The sequence below is a fragment of the Stenotrophomonas sp. 82F1 genome (assembly GCF_056861525.1).
In genome coordinates, this window is the sequence record NZ_JBSPUD010000010.1 from 25,882 (window position 1) to 40,642 (window position 14,761).

The 14,761-nt window shown below is 67.1% G+C and carries 10 protein-coding genes; 4 read left to right on the top strand and 6 right to left on the bottom strand.

Going from position 1 to position 14,761, the window contains the following annotated elements:
* The first annotated feature begins 51 nt into the window (after nt 1-51).
* The gene (locus AC13GI_RS11735; RefSeq protein WP_482996340.1) at nt 52-969 is read left to right on the top strand and encodes an LpxL/LpxP family Kdo(2)-lipid IV(A) lauroyl/palmitoleoyl acyltransferase; all 918 of its coding nucleotides are present in this window, start codon (nt 52-54) and stop codon (nt 967-969) included.
* Between the two features lie 127 nt (nt 970-1,096).
* On the opposite strand, the gene AC13GI_RS11740 is transcribed toward AC13GI_RS11735, so the two are convergent.
* The 4 genes from AC13GI_RS11740 to AC13GI_RS11755 all read right to left on the bottom strand — a co-directional run bounded on the left by AC13GI_RS11740 (nt 1,097) and on the right by AC13GI_RS11755 (nt 4,420).
* On the bottom strand, nt 1,097-1,546 hold the full coding sequence (locus AC13GI_RS11740; RefSeq protein ID WP_482996341.1) for an REP-associated tyrosine transposase: 450 nt from the start codon (nt 1,544-1,546) through the stop codon (nt 1,097-1,099).
* Between the two features lie 233 nt (nt 1,547-1,779).
* Entirely contained in the window at nt 1,780-3,111 is a 1,332-nt protein-coding gene (locus AC13GI_RS11745) for an O-antigen ligase family protein (RefSeq protein ID WP_482996342.1), read from the bottom strand.
* On the bottom strand, nt 3,092-4,207 hold the full coding sequence (locus AC13GI_RS11750) for a glycosyltransferase (RefSeq protein ID WP_482996343.1): 1,116 nt from the start codon (nt 4,205-4,207) through the stop codon (nt 3,092-3,094). Before AC13GI_RS11750 ends, AC13GI_RS11745 begins: the two co-directional genes overlap by 20 nt.
* Before the next feature lie 15 nt (nt 4,208-4,222).
* The gene (locus tag AC13GI_RS11755) at nt 4,223-4,420 is read right to left on the bottom strand and encodes a zinc-finger domain-containing protein (protein WP_025874129.1); all 198 of its coding nucleotides are present in this window, start codon (nt 4,418-4,420) and stop codon (nt 4,223-4,225) included.
* Nucleotides 4,421-4,856: 436 nt separating this feature from the next.
* On the opposite strand from AC13GI_RS11755, the gene AC13GI_RS11760 reads away from it, so the two are divergent.
* Together AC13GI_RS11760 and AC13GI_RS11765 are read left to right on the top strand one after the other, a co-directional pair.
* The gene (locus AC13GI_RS11760) at nt 4,857-8,201 is read left to right on the top strand and encodes a GH92 family glycosyl hydrolase (protein WP_482996344.1); all 3,345 of its coding nucleotides are present in this window, start codon (nt 4,857-4,859) and stop codon (nt 8,199-8,201) included.
* Nucleotides 8,198-8,953, top strand: coding sequence for a basic secretory protein-like protein (locus tag AC13GI_RS11765; RefSeq protein WP_482996345.1), 756 nt, complete (start codon nt 8,198-8,200; stop codon nt 8,951-8,953). Before AC13GI_RS11760 ends, AC13GI_RS11765 begins: the two co-directional genes overlap by 4 nt.
* Before the next feature lie 399 nt (nt 8,954-9,352).
* Here AC13GI_RS11765 and AC13GI_RS11770 read toward each other — a convergent pair whose 3' ends face one another.
* Both AC13GI_RS11770 and AC13GI_RS11775 read right to left on the bottom strand, forming a co-directional pair.
* The gene (locus AC13GI_RS11770) at nt 9,353-11,644 is read right to left on the bottom strand and encodes an NADP-dependent malic enzyme (protein WP_025874126.1); all 2,292 of its coding nucleotides are present in this window, start codon (nt 11,642-11,644) and stop codon (nt 9,353-9,355) included.
* 229 nt (nt 11,645-11,873) lie between these two features.
* Entirely contained in the window at nt 11,874-13,229 is a 1,356-nt protein-coding gene (locus tag AC13GI_RS11775; protein WP_099820994.1) for a dicarboxylate/amino acid:cation symporter, read from the bottom strand.
* Nucleotides 13,230-13,559: 330 nt separating this feature from the next.
* On the opposite strand from AC13GI_RS11775, the gene AC13GI_RS11780 reads away from it, so the two are divergent.
* Nucleotides 13,560-14,729 carry an OprO/OprP family phosphate-selective porin gene (locus AC13GI_RS11780; protein WP_033831977.1) on the top strand — a complete coding sequence of 390 codons (1,170 nt, stop codon included), beginning with the start codon at nt 13,560-13,562 and terminating at the stop codon, nt 14,727-14,729.
* The last annotated feature ends 32 nt before the right edge of the window (nt 14,730-14,761 follow it).

The window sequence follows — 14,761 nt, forward strand, 5'->3', positions numbered from 1 at the left end:
ATACGGGAGCCCCCCGGGAAAGACACGCGGCCGGGTTGGTAGAATGGCGGCATGTCCGATGCCACCACCGCCGTCCGTCCGTCGCTGCGCGATCCACGCAACTGGCCGATGTTTGCCGTCATGCTCACTGCCTTCGGGATCGCCCGGCTGCCGTGGACGCTGCAGCGCGTGCTCGGCCGCGGCGTCGGCTCGATCGCCTGGCGCCTGGCCGGCAGCCGCCGCCACGCCGCCGAGGTCAACCTCAGGCTGTGCTTCCCCGAGAAGGACGAGGCCTGGCGCAAGCGCCTGGTGCGCGACAGCTTCGATGCATTGGGCGTGGGCATCTTCGAATGCGCGCGCTCCTGGTGGGGCAGCATTGACAGTATCCGCCCGCAGGTGCACATCGAAGGGCTGGAACACCTCAAGCAGATGCAGGCCGAAGGCCGTGGCGTGCTGCTGGTCTCGGGCCATTTCATGACCCTGGAGATGTGCGGCCGTCTGCTGTGCGATCACGTCGACCTGTCCGGCATGTACCGCAAGCACAAGAACCCGGTGTACGAGTGGGCGGTGAAGTTCGGTCGCCTGCGCTACGCCAAGGCGATGTACGCCAACGAGGACATCCGTGCGACGGTGCGCCACCTGAAGAAGGGCGGCTTCCTCTGGTACGCGCCCGACCAGGACATGCGCGGCAAGGACACGGTGTTCGTACCGTTCTTCGGCCACACCGCATCCACCATCACCGCGACCCACCAGTTGGCGCGGATGACCGGATGTGCGGTCATCCCCTACTTCCATCGTCGCGAAGGCGGGAAGTACTTCCTGAAGATCGGCGCGCCGCTGGAGAACTTCCCCAGCGAAGATGTCGAAGCGGATACCGCGCGGGTCAACCAGGCCATCGAACAGATGGTGCGCGAGGCGCCGGACCAGTACCTGTGGATCCATCGCCGCTTCAAGCGTCAGCCCGGTGGGCGGAGCGATTTCTACAAGTGATTTGACGGGCGGTCGGGAACGCCCCATCCACGCATGGCGTGGATCTACTGAATAGACACGACCATCGTCGCGCGCACTCCAGTAGATCCACGCCATGCGTGGATGCTCTCCGTTCCGACACCGGAATCTACAACGGCCAGCGACACCACGCATGCGGGTATTCCCCCAACTCGCTGGCCAGTCCAGCCCGCACCGGATTGGCCAGGATGTACATCGCCTTTTCATGAAGGGATTCATCGGTGCGCACCGCATGGTCGTGGTAGCCGTGCTGCCACAGCGGCCCTTTCTGTCCCAATTGCCGGTTCAGCAGCCGACTGCTGCGTGATTTGAGCACGGCCATGCACTGGACCAGGGTTCCCTTCTGCAGTTCCATCAGCCAGTGCAGGTGGTCGGGCATCACCACCCAGGCGAGGCTGTGGCTGAAGCCACTGCGTTCGATGAAACGCAGGGTATCGACCAGGACCGCCACGTTGGCAGCATCGGCGAACAAGGGGGCACGGCTGTGGGTCGCCGTGTTCAGTGAGTACACGTTGCCGGATCGGGAATAGCGACCGTAACGGAGTCTGGGGCTTGCCATGGGCACAGACTGCGGGTTGCGCGACCCTGCGTGCATTGGCGGACCACCTCGCGGCAGGTCGGGAAAAGCCGCGACGACGGCCAATGTTCATGGGAAAGCCCATCCACGCATGGCGTGGATCTACTGATCAGACACGACCATCGTCCCCGCGTAATCCGGTAAATCCACGCCATGCATGGATACAGCCCCGCCCCACGCACTCCAGTAGAGCCACGCCATGCGTGGATACGGCGCTACGTGGCGCGCGGCAGATCGTCCGGTTCGCGCACCAGCAACGTGCCGACGAACAGCGCGGCGAGCAGCACGGTCAGGCCGCCCCAGAATGCGGAATAGAACGCCAGGTGGGTGTTGAGCGGGAACACGGTGACCGCCAGTGCCAGCATCGCCGGCCGTGCACGCTCACGCGCCGCTGCCGGGGCGAAGCGCCATGCGCGCCATGCCTGCGCCACCGCCGCCAGCCACAGCAACAGACCCAGCACGCCGGTTTCGGCAAGGATTTCCAGCACGATCTGATGGGCGTGCAGCGCCGGCATCGTGCCCCACACCGCCGGCCCTTCATCCGCAACGCAATGGGGATAGGCATCGCGGAAGCCACGTGCACCGACACCATTGATCGGATGCGCTTCGATCATGCAGGCCGCCGCGCTCCAGATGCGGGTACGACCGGACAGTGCCTGTTCGACCCCGTCCTCGCCCCCATCCCAGGCCATTGCGGTGCGGGCCACACGCTCCCGCAGCTGCGGCACGCTGGCGGTCAGTACGCCCGCCGAGAGAACCCCCACCAGCGCGAGCAGGCCCAACCGCTTCCACCCCAGTTGGCGCACGCCGCTGTAGACAACCACCAGACTGAAGGTGATCCATGAGGCACGGGAGCCGGCCAGCAGCAGCACCACACCCACTGCAGCAGCGGCCAGCAACCAGCCCGCATTGCCGAAACGGCGCGCCACCGGCAACAACAGGAACGGCGAAAGGCTGGCCAGCACCTGGCCGAATTTCAGGTTGCACGGCCCAAGCGCCCCGCTGAGACGATCAGCCAGCGCGGCTTCTTCAGGCGGACACAATGCGTGGCCGCTGATGGCCAGCTTGAGCTGCTGCAGCGACCAGAACCACGGGCTGGTGCCTGCCAGTGCCTGCACCAGCGCGTCGAGCGTCCACAGGCCTGTGATCAGCGCCAACCCACCCAGGGTCAAGCGCCGCCGCTGCGGGGTGGCCACGGCGATCGCCACCAGCCACATGAAAGGCAGATAGCGCAGCCCGGCCGCCGCCTTGGTCCACGACGCCGACGGGTCCACGGCATCGAAGGCCGAGAACGCCTGCGGCAACCAGTAGCCGAGGAAGAGAATCGATGTCAGCGCCCACGCGGCCGGGCTCAGCAGATGCGGTCGATGCTGCACCCGGCGGATGACCATGCGTGCGGCGGCGTACAACGCTCCCAGGCCCAGCACCGTTTCGGCGATGCCTGGCAGCGGCCACAACGCGACGTAGGCCAGCACCCACCAGGGTGCCCAGCGGCCGGCGCGCTCGTCGCGCAGGGGCGGCGTGGCGTCAGCCAGCGAGGTCGGCATAAAGGCGGAGGGTATCGCGCTGCATGGCCTGCAGGGTAAACGGGATACGGGCCGGCAGTGATGGCGGCTGTGCCAGCAGGGCCAGCGCACGTTCACCCAGCAGTTGCGCATTGCCCAGCGGCACGGCGCCACTGGGCTGCAGCTGCTGCAGCAGTTCGCCGACGCCGCCGTGGTCCCAACCCAGCACCGGCCTGCCGACCGACAACGCTTCGACCACGGTGCGACCGAAGGCTTCCGGCTTGTCCGACAGCTGCAGCACCAGATCGCTGGCGGCGTACGCCTGGGCGATGCGCGCGGTCGGCGTGCTGATGTGCACGGCCCCGGTCACGCCAAGCACGTCTGCCTGCCTGCGCAGCTCTGCCACATAGGCTTCGCGGCCAGGCTCGTCGGTGCCCAGCATCCACAGCTGCGCCGGGGTGCCGGCAGCGCGCACGTCGGCCAGCAACTGCAGCGCGTGGGCGTGCCCCTTCAGCCGCGTGCCGCGACCGGGCAGCAGCAACAGCGGTCCATCGACCTGGGCCAGCCACGGGTAGTCCGCCGCCAGCGCCAGCCGCGGCCGCCGATCGGCGCGGGCCACACGCGGGAACTGGCTGACATCCACCCCGCGCGGGATCACCTGCAGCCTGGCGTGCGGCACCGTCGGGTAATGCGTATGCACGTAGTCGCGCACGCTGTTGGATACACAGATCACGCGTTCGCCGCTGGTCATCACCGCGCTGTAGCGGCTGGGCGAATTCAGCCCATGCACGGTAGTGACCCAATGCGGGCGCTGCGCCGGCTGCATCGCACGGATCGCGTACAGCCCCAGCCACGCCGGCAGGCGCGAACGGGCATGGACGATGTCGGCGCCCACATCGGTGAACAGGCGACGCAGGGTCGGCAGATGGCGCAGCGTCAGCAGCGACTTGCGGCCGATATCCAGGGTCAGGTGTTCGGCACCGCTGTCGAGCAGCGGCTGCACCAGGCGACCACCGGCCGACACCACCAGCGCGCGATGGCCGGCAGCGACCAGGGCCGCGGCGATTTCAAGGGTCGAGCGCTCGACACCGCCGGAGTGCAGCGCCGGCAGCAACTGCACCACGGTCAATCGGCGCATCGAGGGGGCGGCCGCTTAGTCGGCCAGCACGAACACGGCGCCGCAGTAAGCACACTGCGCTTGCCCGTTGGGCTCGTCTTCGATCGGCAGGTACACCCGCGGATGCGAGTTCCACAGCGCCATTTCCGGAGTCGGGCAGCTCAGCGGCAGATCGCTGCGGTGCACGGTGTAGCGCTTTTCGGCGTTGGCGGGCGCGGTGGCGGTATGGCTCATGGCGGATGTCGATGAACGGATTGCGAGGCCTGCGATTCTAGCATCTGGGCCCGGCAAACACCGTGCGCTGCGTGGCCGCTGCGCGCGGCGGCCAGCTTCCAGCCTTCGCCGATGCTGCCCCGCGCGACCGCGCTGACCCTTTGGCGCCGGCGCGGCCCTGCCCTGCGGCGGGAAATCCCCAAGCAGGCCAGTCAGTTCCGCGCAGAACCGGCCGCCGTTCGAATTTCCCGCATTTGGATCGAACTAAATGGCACTTGTCAGGGCGCTGCCCGCTGTTGCAGCATCGGGTCCGATCCATTCCTGACCCGATCGCATGGCCCGCCCCCCACCGGACCTGCATCGCCTCCCGACTGCCCTGCGGCGGACGGGGCGATGCTGTCCGTGGTGTTCGCCGATGCGGGTTCTGCCTGCCGCCTGCCCTACCGGGAGACCCTGCATGACCCTGTCCGATCCACGCCGCGCCCTGCTTCCGCTCGCCCTGGCCCTGGCCTGTGCGACCACTGCGACGCCGGTGCTGGCGCAAGGGCTGCAGACCTCCTTCGAGCCGGGCGAACCGGCACCGGCCCGGTCCAATGGCGCGCTGTCCGTCGAGGTCGGCAGTGGCCCTGGCGCGCCGTACGCAGCCAAGCGCAACGTCGGCTACAGCGGCCTGCATGCCTTGCACTACAGCGCCAACGGCGGCCAGGCACGCCGCGAACTGTTCAAGACCGATGTGCCCATCGACGCCGACACCACGTTGTCCTGGTTGGTACTGCCGGAGATCGTCGGCAAGGACAGCGTGGCCTCCACCTATGTGTCGCTGGACCTGCTGCTGGACGATGGCAGCCGCGTATCCGCCAGCGGCGCGCGCGACCAGCACGGCGTGGCGCTGGGCGCACAGGCGCAGGGCGATTCGAAGACGCTGTATCCGCAGCAGTGGGCGCGCAAGGCGGTACGCCTGGGCGATGTGCCCGCGTTGAAGGGCCGCCGCGTGATCGCCATCGAGCTCGAGGTGGCCAGCGCCGATGGCGCCCCGGTGTCGGGGTGGATCGACGACGTGCGCCTGGACGTGCAGCCACGGCAGGCACCGCAGCGCGTCTCCGACTGGGTGCTGACCACGCGCGGCACCCAGGCCAACGGCACTTTCTCACGCGGCAACAACTTCCCGGCCACCGCTGTACCGCACGGCTTCAACTTCTGGACGCCGGTGACCGATGCCGGCGCACTGAACTGGCTGTACCGCTGGAACGAGCAGAACGATGCGAAGAACCGGCCGCAGCTGCAGGCGCTCGCCCTGAGCCACCAGCCCAGCCCGTGGATGGGCGACCGCCAGACCTTCCAGGTGATGCCCTCCGCCACGCGCGGTGTGCCTGAGGCTGATCGCAGCAAGCGGGCGTTGTCCTTCGACCGCGCGCAGGAAAGCGCGCGCCCGTATCGCTACGACGTGCGCTTCGACAACGGCATCGCCGCGTCCATCGCCCCCACCGACCATGCCGCGCTGTTCCGCTTCGATTTCCCCGCAGGCGGCGACGCCAACCTGCTGTTCGACAACGTTGATGCGCGCGGCGGACTCACCCTTGATGCCGCCACGCAGTCGCTGTCCGGCTACACCGATACCCGCAGCGGCCTGTCCAACGGCGCCACCCGCATGTATGTGGTGGCCAGCTTCGACAGGCCGTGGCAAAGCAGCGGGCAGATCGGTACCGGCCGCCCGACCGGCTACATCAAGTTCGACGCGGGCAGCGAGCGCCGGGTGACCATGCGCATCGCCACCTCGTTGATCTCCGTCGAGCAGGCGCGCCACAACCTGGCGCTGGAAATCGCCGCCGCCGATACGCTGGAAAGCGTGGCCGGGCGTGCACAGGATGCGTGGGATGCGCGCTTGGCCCGCTTCGACATCGGCAACGCCAGCGACGACCAGAAGACCACGCTGTACTCCAGCCTGTACCGGCTGTACCTGTACCCCAATTCCGGCCACGAGAATGCGGGCACCGCCGCCGCTCCCGATTGGCGCTATGCCAGCCAGGCCAGCGCCGCCGATGACAACACCGATGGCAGTGCGACGCGCAGCTTCGCACCGGTGCGCGACGGCAAGGTGTTCGTCAACAACGGCTTCTGGGACACGTTCCGCACTACCTGGCCGGCGTACGCGTTGTTCACCCCGGATGATGCCGGGCAGCTGGTACAAGGCTTCATCGAGCAGTACCGCGCCGGTGGCTGGATCGCACGCTGGTCCTCGCCCGGCTACGCGGACCTGATGGTCGGCACCAGCTCGGACGTGGCCTTCGCCGATGCGTGGCTGAAGGGCATCGGCGGCTTCGATCCCGAAGAGGCCTATGCCGCAGCGCTGAAGAACGCCACCGTGGTGCCGCCGGACCGCCATGTCGGCCGCAAGGGCATGGAGCGTTCGACGTTCCGCGGCTACGCCAGCGCCGATGTGCACGAGGGTATGTCGTGGACGATGGAAGGGGCGCTCAATGATTTCGGCATCGCCAACATGGCCGAAGCGCTGGCCAAGCGTGCAAGCACGCCCGCCGCGCGCGAACGCTACGCCACCGAAGCCGACTACTTCCGCTACCGCGCCGCCAGCTACGCGACGATGTTCGATCCGGCCGCCGGCTTCTTCCAGGGCCGCAAGGCCGATGGCAGCTGGCGCCTGGATGCCAAGGATTACGACCCGCGCGTGTGGGGCCACGACTACACCGAATCCAATGGCTGGACGTTCGCCTTCACCGCCGCGCACGATGGCGAAGGCCTGGCTGCCCTGTACGGTGGCCGCGACAAGCTGGCCGCCAAGCTCGACACCTTCTTCGCCACGCCGGAAACCGCCGACGCCGCGTTCGCCGGCTCCTACGGTGGCACCATCCACGAGATGACCGAAGCGCGCGACGTGCGCATGGGCATGTACGCGCACAGCAACCAGCCGGCACACCACATCCCGTGGATGTACCTGTATGCCGGACAGCCGTGGAAAACCCAGCAGCATGTGCGCGAGATCCTGTCGCGGCTGTATGTCGGCAGCGAGATCGGCCAGGGCTATCCGGGCGACGAGGACAACGGCGAGACCTCGGCGTGGTACGTGCTGGCCTCGCTGGGCCTGTATCCGCTGCGCATGGGCGCACCGGAATACGCGATTGGTTCGCCGGCGTTCCAGCATGCGCGCGTGGAGCTGCAGGGCGGTGCGGTATTGGCCGTCAATGCGCCGCAGAATTCGCGTGAGAACGTGTACGTGCAGTCGCTGAAGATCAACGGCAAGCCGTGGACGAAGACCTGGGTGCCGCACGAAGTGATCGCCAAGGGTGCGACCCTGGACTTCGTGATGGGCCCGCAGCCGTCGCGCTGGGGCAGCGGCGTGGATGATGTACCGCGCTCGCTGACCGCGCGTGGCCAGCGGCCGCACCTGCTGCACGACCTTCTGGGCAGCGGCGCGCAGGCAACGCTGGCCGACGGTCGCGCACTGCCCGCGCTGGTGGACGACGACGCCACGACGGCAGTGCCGCTGGGCGGTGGCGCGACCATCGCGCTGAGCCACGTGGGCGATGGCGTACCGACGATGTACACGCTGACCAGCGGTGACGGCGCTATCCGCGGCGGCGAATGGACACTGGAAGCACGTACCGGCAACGGGCGCTGGGTAACACTGGACCAGCGCCGCGGCGAAGATTTCACCTCGGCCCGGCAGACCCGCCCGTTCCGTATCGCTTCGCCCTCACGCTACGCCGAGTACCGTCTGCGCCTGGCTGCGCCGGGGCGCCTGCAGCTGGCCGAGATCGAACTGTTGGCGCCCTCCCCCCTACAATGACGTCCATGCGCCTACGTTTCCTCCCCCTCGCTCTTGCCACCCTTGTATTTCCAAGCCTCAGCCAGGCACAGCCGCAGACCCAGGCCTTCGATGGCCAGGTCAGCCGTGACGGGGTGACCCTGTACTACCAGGATGCTGCCGGTGCGCTGGCCGCGCCGGTGCGCAAGCGCATCATCGATACGTTCTACTTCGCTTACCTGCGCGAGCGTGCGGACTTCCGCCCGGCCGCGCCGAACGAAGTGCGCATCGTGATCGATCCGGCGTACAACGGCGTCGCCTACGTCGGCGACAAGGACAAGGCCAGCACCATCACCATCAATCCGGGCTGGCTGGTGCAGCACCCGGATGACATCGATCTGGTGACCCACGAAGCGATGCACATCGTGCAGGGCTACCCCAGCTACGGCGACAAGCGCGTGCCGGGCTGGCTGGTGGAGGGCATCGCCGACTACGCGCGCGATCGCTACGGCATGAACAACACCGCTGCCGGCTGGGCGTTGCCGGACAAGTTGAGCCAAGGGCAGACGGTGGAAAGTGGCTATCGGGTAACCGGTGCTTTCCTGAAGTGGGCCGAAGCGGCGCACCCAGGACTGGTGCTGGCACTGGACAAGGATCTGCGCGACGGGCGCTATGCACCCGCGCTGTGGCAGAAACACACCGGCAAGACCCTGCCGGCGCTGTGGACGGAGTTCGCCAAGCCGCGCTCCCCGGCCCCTGCGCCGCCGCCCGCGCGACGCGCGAAGCGGCGGTAAGTTCGACGCTGCCGGGGCGATGCCCCGGCGGCCTTCAACGGGATTGCACGAAGCCGGCGTACAGCGCGAACAACTGCTGGAAATACCGCTTGCTCACTCGACTGCGCATGACACTGCTCCGCCCATGGAAAGTTGGTCGGGCCCAGGGTGGGAAGGCCGGTCCGGTCCCTTCCCACGGCCAGGCCGCGTGGGCGTATTGGGCCGCAGCGAGGTTGCAGGGCGATTACCGGGCGGCTGCAGTTCTCCGGTAGCGCCGGGCCACGCCTGGCGGAATGCGAGAAGCGCCGCGCTGCGCGCTCGCCGGGCATGGCCCGGCGCTACCCGATCCGGTTTCCGCTGGGCGGAAACAGAAACGCGCCCCGCGGGGCGCGCTTCTGCAGATCGCAGCGGAACGAAGGCTTATGCCTTCTTTTCCGCTTCGATCTGCTTGCGGATCTGCGCATCGACGGCGGCAATCGCGGTCATGTTCAGGATCCGGCGCGAGGTCGCGCTGGTGGTCAGGATGTGCACCGGCTTGTTCACGCCCATCAGGATCGGGCCGATCGCCACGCCATCGGTGAACACGCGCACCAGGTTGTAGGCGATGTTGGCCGCTTCCAGGTTCGGCAGCACGAACAGGTTGGCACGGCCCTGCAGGGTCGAGCCCGGCAGCAGCTTCTGGCGCAGGGCTTCATCCCATGCGGTGTCGCCCTGCATTTCGCCGTCCACGTTCAGACGAGGGTTGCGCTTGAGCAGCAGCTCGCGCACCTGGCGCATCTTCAGCGCATCCTTCGAGTCGTGGCTGCCGAAGTTGGAGTGCGACAGCAGTGCCACCTTCGGCTCGACGCCGAACAGCTTCATGCGGTACGCCGCCTGCAGGGTCGCTTCGCACAGCTGCTCGGCGGTCGGGTCTTCCTGCACGTGGGTGTCGACGAAGAAGAACACGCCCTGCTGGTTGATCACGCCGGTCATCGCCGAGGTCGAGGTGACCTTCGATTCCAGCGGCAGCACGCTGCGCACGTAACCCAGCTTCTTGTGGAAGCGGCCGACGATGCCGGTCAGCATCGCATCGGCTTCGCCACGGGCCACCATCACCGCAGCGATCAGGGTCGGGCGCGAGCGCATCAGGTTCTTGGCCGCGGCCACGGTGACGCCACGACGGCCGGTCAGGCCGTGGTAGTACTGCCAGTATTCGTTGAAGCGCGGGTCGTCATTGATGTTGGTGACTTCAATGTTCTCTCCGATCTTCAGGCGCAGGCCGAGGCGCTCGATGCGCGATTCGATCACTTCCGGGCGACCGATCAGGATCGGGTGTGCCAGGCCGTCGTCGACCACGTTCTGCACCGCCTGCAGCACCACTTCCTCTTCGCCTTCGGCATACACCACGCGCTGCTTGTCGCTGCGCGCGCGATCGTAGACCGGCTTCATCATCAGGCTGGTGCGGTAGACGAACTGCGACAGCTTCTGCCGGTAGGCTTCCATGTCGGCGATGGGACGGGCGGCCACGCCCGAATCCATCGCGGCCTGGGCCACGGCAGCCGACAGCTCCACCAGCAGGCGGCGGTCGAACGGACGCGGAATCAGGTACTCGCGGCCGAAGCTCGGGGTCTCGCCGCCATAGGCCGAGCCCATGTCGGTGGCGGCGCGACGGGCCAGCGCGGCGATCGCGCGCACGCAGGCGATCTTCATTTCCTCGTTGATCGCAGTCGCGCCGACGTCCAGCGCACCGCGGAACAGGTACGGGAAGCACAGCACGTTGTTGACCTGGTTCGGGTAGTCCGAACGGCCGGTGCCGATGATCGCGTCCGGACGCGCAGCGCGCACCAGCTCCGGCATGATTTCCGGGGTCGGGTTGGCCAGCGCGAAGATCACCGGATCCGGCGCCATCGTCTTGACCATCTCGGCGGTCAGGATGCCCGGCGCCGACAGGCCCAGGAAGATGTCCGCGCCGTCGACGATCTCGGCCAGGGTGCGCTTGTCGGTGTCGCGCGCATAGCGCAGCTTTTCCGGGTCCAGGTCGGTACGGCCGGTGTGGATCACGCCCTCGCGGTCGAAGGCCAGGATGTTCTCCGGCTTCAGGCCCAGCTGCACCAGCATGTTCACGCAGGAAATGCCGGCCGCGCCCATGCCCGTGGTCGCCAGCTTCACTTCTTCGATCTTCTTGCCGGTGATCGCCATGGCGTTCAGCACTGCGGCACCGACGATAATCGCCGTGCCGTGCTGGTCGTCATGGAACACCGGGATCTTCATGCGCTCGCGCAGCTTGCGCTCGACGATGAAGCACTCCGGTGCCTTGATGTCTTCCAGGTTGATGCCGCCGAAGGTCGGCTCCAGCGAGGCGATGATGTCGACCAGCTTGTCCGGGTCGTTCTCGTCCACTTCGATGTCGAACACATCGATGCCGGCGAACTTCTGGAACAGCACGCCCTTGCCTTCCATCACCGGCTTGCCGGCCAGTGCGCCGATGTTGCCCAGGCCCAGCACCGCGGTGCCATTGGAGATCACCGCCACCAGGTTGCCGCGGGCAGTCAGCTCGCTGGCCTGCTGCGGGTCGGCCTTGATCGCTTCACAGGCGTACGCCACGCCCGGCGAATACGCCAGCGACAGGTCGCGCTGGGTCAGCATGGGCTTGGTAGCGGAAACCTTGATCTTGCCGGGCGGAGACATCCGGTGGTAATCGAGGGCGGCCTGTTTGAAATCTTCGTTGGACATCGATGTGGGTTACATGAATGGGCAGAAGGGACAGGGGATCATACCCCCGTTGGAGCGGTCGGACCTGTCGCTATGCTGTCGCAGTGATGCTGCGACCGCACAATTCCATGGCGTATGCGACGTTATCAGAGCACAGCTTCGGCGCTGGCGATGACAGCCGTGGGACGCCTTGAAACGCTGCGGGGCCGTGCCACTGTCGTGACCGGCCCCGCAGTACCACACACCCGGATCAGCCCTTGGCGGGCAGCGCCTCGGTCATTGCCAGCGGCACGGCATCGACCGGCGGCGGCAGTTCGCTTTCGCGACCATCCAGCGCCAGCTTCAGGCGGTCGCGGTCCAGCGCGCCTTCCCAGCGCGACACCACCACCGTGGCCACCGCGTTGCCGATGAAGTTGGTCAGCGAGCGGCATTCGCTCATGAAGCGGTCCACGCCCAGGATCAGCGCCATGCCGGCCACCGGCACTTCCGGCACCACCGCCAGGGTGGCGGCCAGGGTGATGAAGCCCGCACCGGTGACGCCAGCGGCGCCCTTGGAGCTGAGCATGGCGACCAGCAGCAGGGCGATCTGGTGGCCCAGGGTCAGTTCGGTGTTGGTGGCCTGGGCGATGAACAGCGCGGCCAGGGTCATGTAGATGTTGGTGCCGTCCAGGTTGAACGAGTAGCCGGTGGGGACCACCAGGCCGACCACCGACTTGCTGCAGCCGGCACGCTCCATCTTCTCCATCAGCGACGGCAGCGCCGACTCCGACGACGAGGTGCCCAGCACCAGCAGCAGCTCGGCCTTCAGGTAACGGGCCAGCTTGAACACCGAGAAGCCGCACAGGCGGCAGACCACGCCCAGGATCACCGCAACGAACAGGAAGGCGGTGAGGTAGAACGAGCCGACCAGCCAGGCCAGGTTGACCAGCGAGCCGACGCCGTACTTGCCGATGGTGAAGGCGATGGCACCGAATGCACCGATCGGCGCGGCCTTCATCAGGATGTGCACCAGCTTGAAAACCGGGGCGACCAGCGCTTCCAGGAAGTTCTGGATCGGCTTGCCCTTCTCGCCCACCGAGGCCAGCGCGATGCCGAACAGCACCGCCACGAACAGCACCTGCAGGATGTTGCCGTCAACGAAGGCGCTGAGCAGCGTCTTCGGGATGATGTCCATCAGGAAGCCGACCAGGGTCAGGTCGTGCGACTTCTCGACGTAGCTGTGCACCGCGGTCTGGTCCAGCTCGGCCGGGTTGATGTTCATGCCGGCGCCGGGCTGCACCACGTGCGCCACGATCATGCCGACGATCAGCGCCAGCGTGGAGAAGAACAGGAAATACGCCATCGCCTTGGCGAACACCCGGCCCACCGTGCGCAGATGGGTCATGCCGGCGATGCCGGTGACGATGGTCAGGAAGATCACCGGGGCGATGATCATCTTCACCAGATTGATGAAGGCATCGCCGAGCGGCTTCATCTTCTCGCCGATCAGCGGCTCGTAGTGGCCGAGGACAGCGCCCAGGACGATCGCCACGATCACCTGGAAATACAGCTGGCGGTAGAGCGGCAACGGCTTGCTGGGCACCGGTGCAGCGGTCGGGATGTGCATGGCGGACTCCGGAAGGGGCGTTTTCAGGCACGTACGGCCCCGGAAGTGCACGGGAACCGTTACCGTGGAAACTGATCGCACGCCCCTGGATTGCAGGTGCGGGGTGCGACCAATGGACGCCTTTGTACGCGCCACGCCCCGCCGCGCAGATAACCTATTGGTACTAGCCCCCCGGTTCAGGTGGCTGCGCTGCCTACACTGGCGCCGCACCGCTGATCGCGGGGATGCCGGTGGCCCGACCTGAACGGCCGGGCGCGTCATTGCGAAAGTTCCGGCCATTGCGGCCGTTGTTGTCCTGTCCACACGCATTCTGAGAGAGCCGCACCACCCATGCGCCCGATTCCCACCTTGCTGGCCCTTTCCCTGGCCGCCCTCCCCGCCTTCGCATCCGCTGCGGATTTCGACAACTGGCCGACCAAGTACGCCTTTGGCGACGGCACCGAACTGGCCGCTACCGCCAACATCGCCTACGACTACAACGACTTCTCGTCCGCCAGCGGCATCGAGGATGACGACGCGGTGCGCCGCAAGGAATTCGGCGCGACCCTGAAAAAGAAGGGCGTGTACGACGCGATGGTCTACTACGACTTCCAGGCCGACACCTGGCTGGACGTGTTCGTGCGCTTCGAGAGCAAGGCGTTCTTCGGTCGCGATGTCGGCCGCTTCCGCTTCGGCTACATGAAGACCCCGGTCGGCCTGGATGCCAACACCTCTTCGCGCGCCGGCAGCTTCCTTGAGACCGCGCTGCCCGTGCAGGCGTTCTACGCAGGCCGCCGTACCGGCGTGGAATGGGTGCTGGAGCGTCCGCAGTACCTGCTGCAGGCCGGCGCCTATGGCGGCAAGGACCTGCAAGGCGACAACCCCGGCACCACCCAGGCGGTGCGTGCGGTGTGGACGCCGGTGAAGGCACCGGGTGACGTGATCCACCTGGGCCTGGCCTATTCGCAGGAAAACCCGCGCGGTTACCACGATGGCCGCGACGTGCATCATGAGGCCAGCGCGCGCCTGCGCGCCCGTCCGGAAGCCGGCCTGACCGACATCCGCCTGGTCGATTCCGGGGCCCTGGTCACCGCCGACCAGATCCGCCGCACCGGCCTGGAAGGTATCTGGATCCGCGGCCCGTTCTCGCTGCAGGCCGAAGCGCTGCAGGCCACCGTCACCCGCAATGACGGCAAGCCCGATTACACCGGCCACGGCCAGTACGCGATGGCCAGCTGGGTGCTGACCGGCGAATCGCGCCCGTACAACGCCGGCGCCGTTGCCAACATCAAGCCGGCGCACGACTACGGCGCGGTGGAACTGGTGGCGCGCTACAGCCGCCTGGACCTGGACGACGGCAGCATCCTCGGCGGCCGCCAGCACGACCTGACCCTGGGTGCGAACTGGTACCTGACCAGCCACTTCAAGTTCCAGGCCAACTACGTGAAGGTCGACGCCAGCCGTCGCGGTGTGCACAGCACCCCGGAGATCTTCGAACTTCGCGCGCAGATGCACTTCTGATCCCTTCCACGTGTCAGATCCCGGCGGGCGTG

Bases quoted from the DNA above. Each gene is read 5' to 3' on its own strand.
- AC13GI_RS11735 (WP_482996340.1), top strand. From the start codon at position 52: ATGTCCGATGCCACCACCGCCGTCCGTCCGTCGCTGCGCGATCCACGC.
- AC13GI_RS11740 (WP_482996341.1), bottom strand. From the start codon at position 1,546: ATGGCAAGCCCCAGACTCCGTTACGGTCGCTATTCCCGATCCGGCAAC.
- AC13GI_RS11745 (WP_482996342.1), bottom strand. From the start codon at position 3,111: ATGCCGACCTCGCTGGCTGACGCCACGCCGCCCCTGCGCGACGAGCGC.
- AC13GI_RS11750 (WP_482996343.1), bottom strand. From the start codon at position 4,207: ATGCGCCGATTGACCGTGGTGCAGTTGCTGCCGGCGCTGCACTCCGGC.
- AC13GI_RS11755 (WP_025874129.1), bottom strand. From the start codon at position 4,420: ATGAGCCATACCGCCACCGCGCCCGCCAACGCCGAAAAGCGCTACACC.
- AC13GI_RS11760 (WP_482996344.1), top strand. From the start codon at position 4,857: ATGACCCTGTCCGATCCACGCCGCGCCCTGCTTCCGCTCGCCCTGGCC.
- AC13GI_RS11765 (WP_482996345.1), top strand. From the start codon at position 8,198: ATGACGTCCATGCGCCTACGTTTCCTCCCCCTCGCTCTTGCCACCCTT.
- AC13GI_RS11770 (WP_025874126.1), bottom strand. From the start codon at position 11,644: ATGTCCAACGAAGATTTCAAACAGGCCGCCCTCGATTACCACCGGATG.
- AC13GI_RS11775 (WP_099820994.1), bottom strand. From the start codon at position 13,229: ATGCACATCCCGACCGCTGCACCGGTGCCCAGCAAGCCGTTGCCGCTC.
- AC13GI_RS11780 (WP_033831977.1), top strand. From the start codon at position 13,560: ATGCGCCCGATTCCCACCTTGCTGGCCCTTTCCCTGGCCGCCCTCCCC.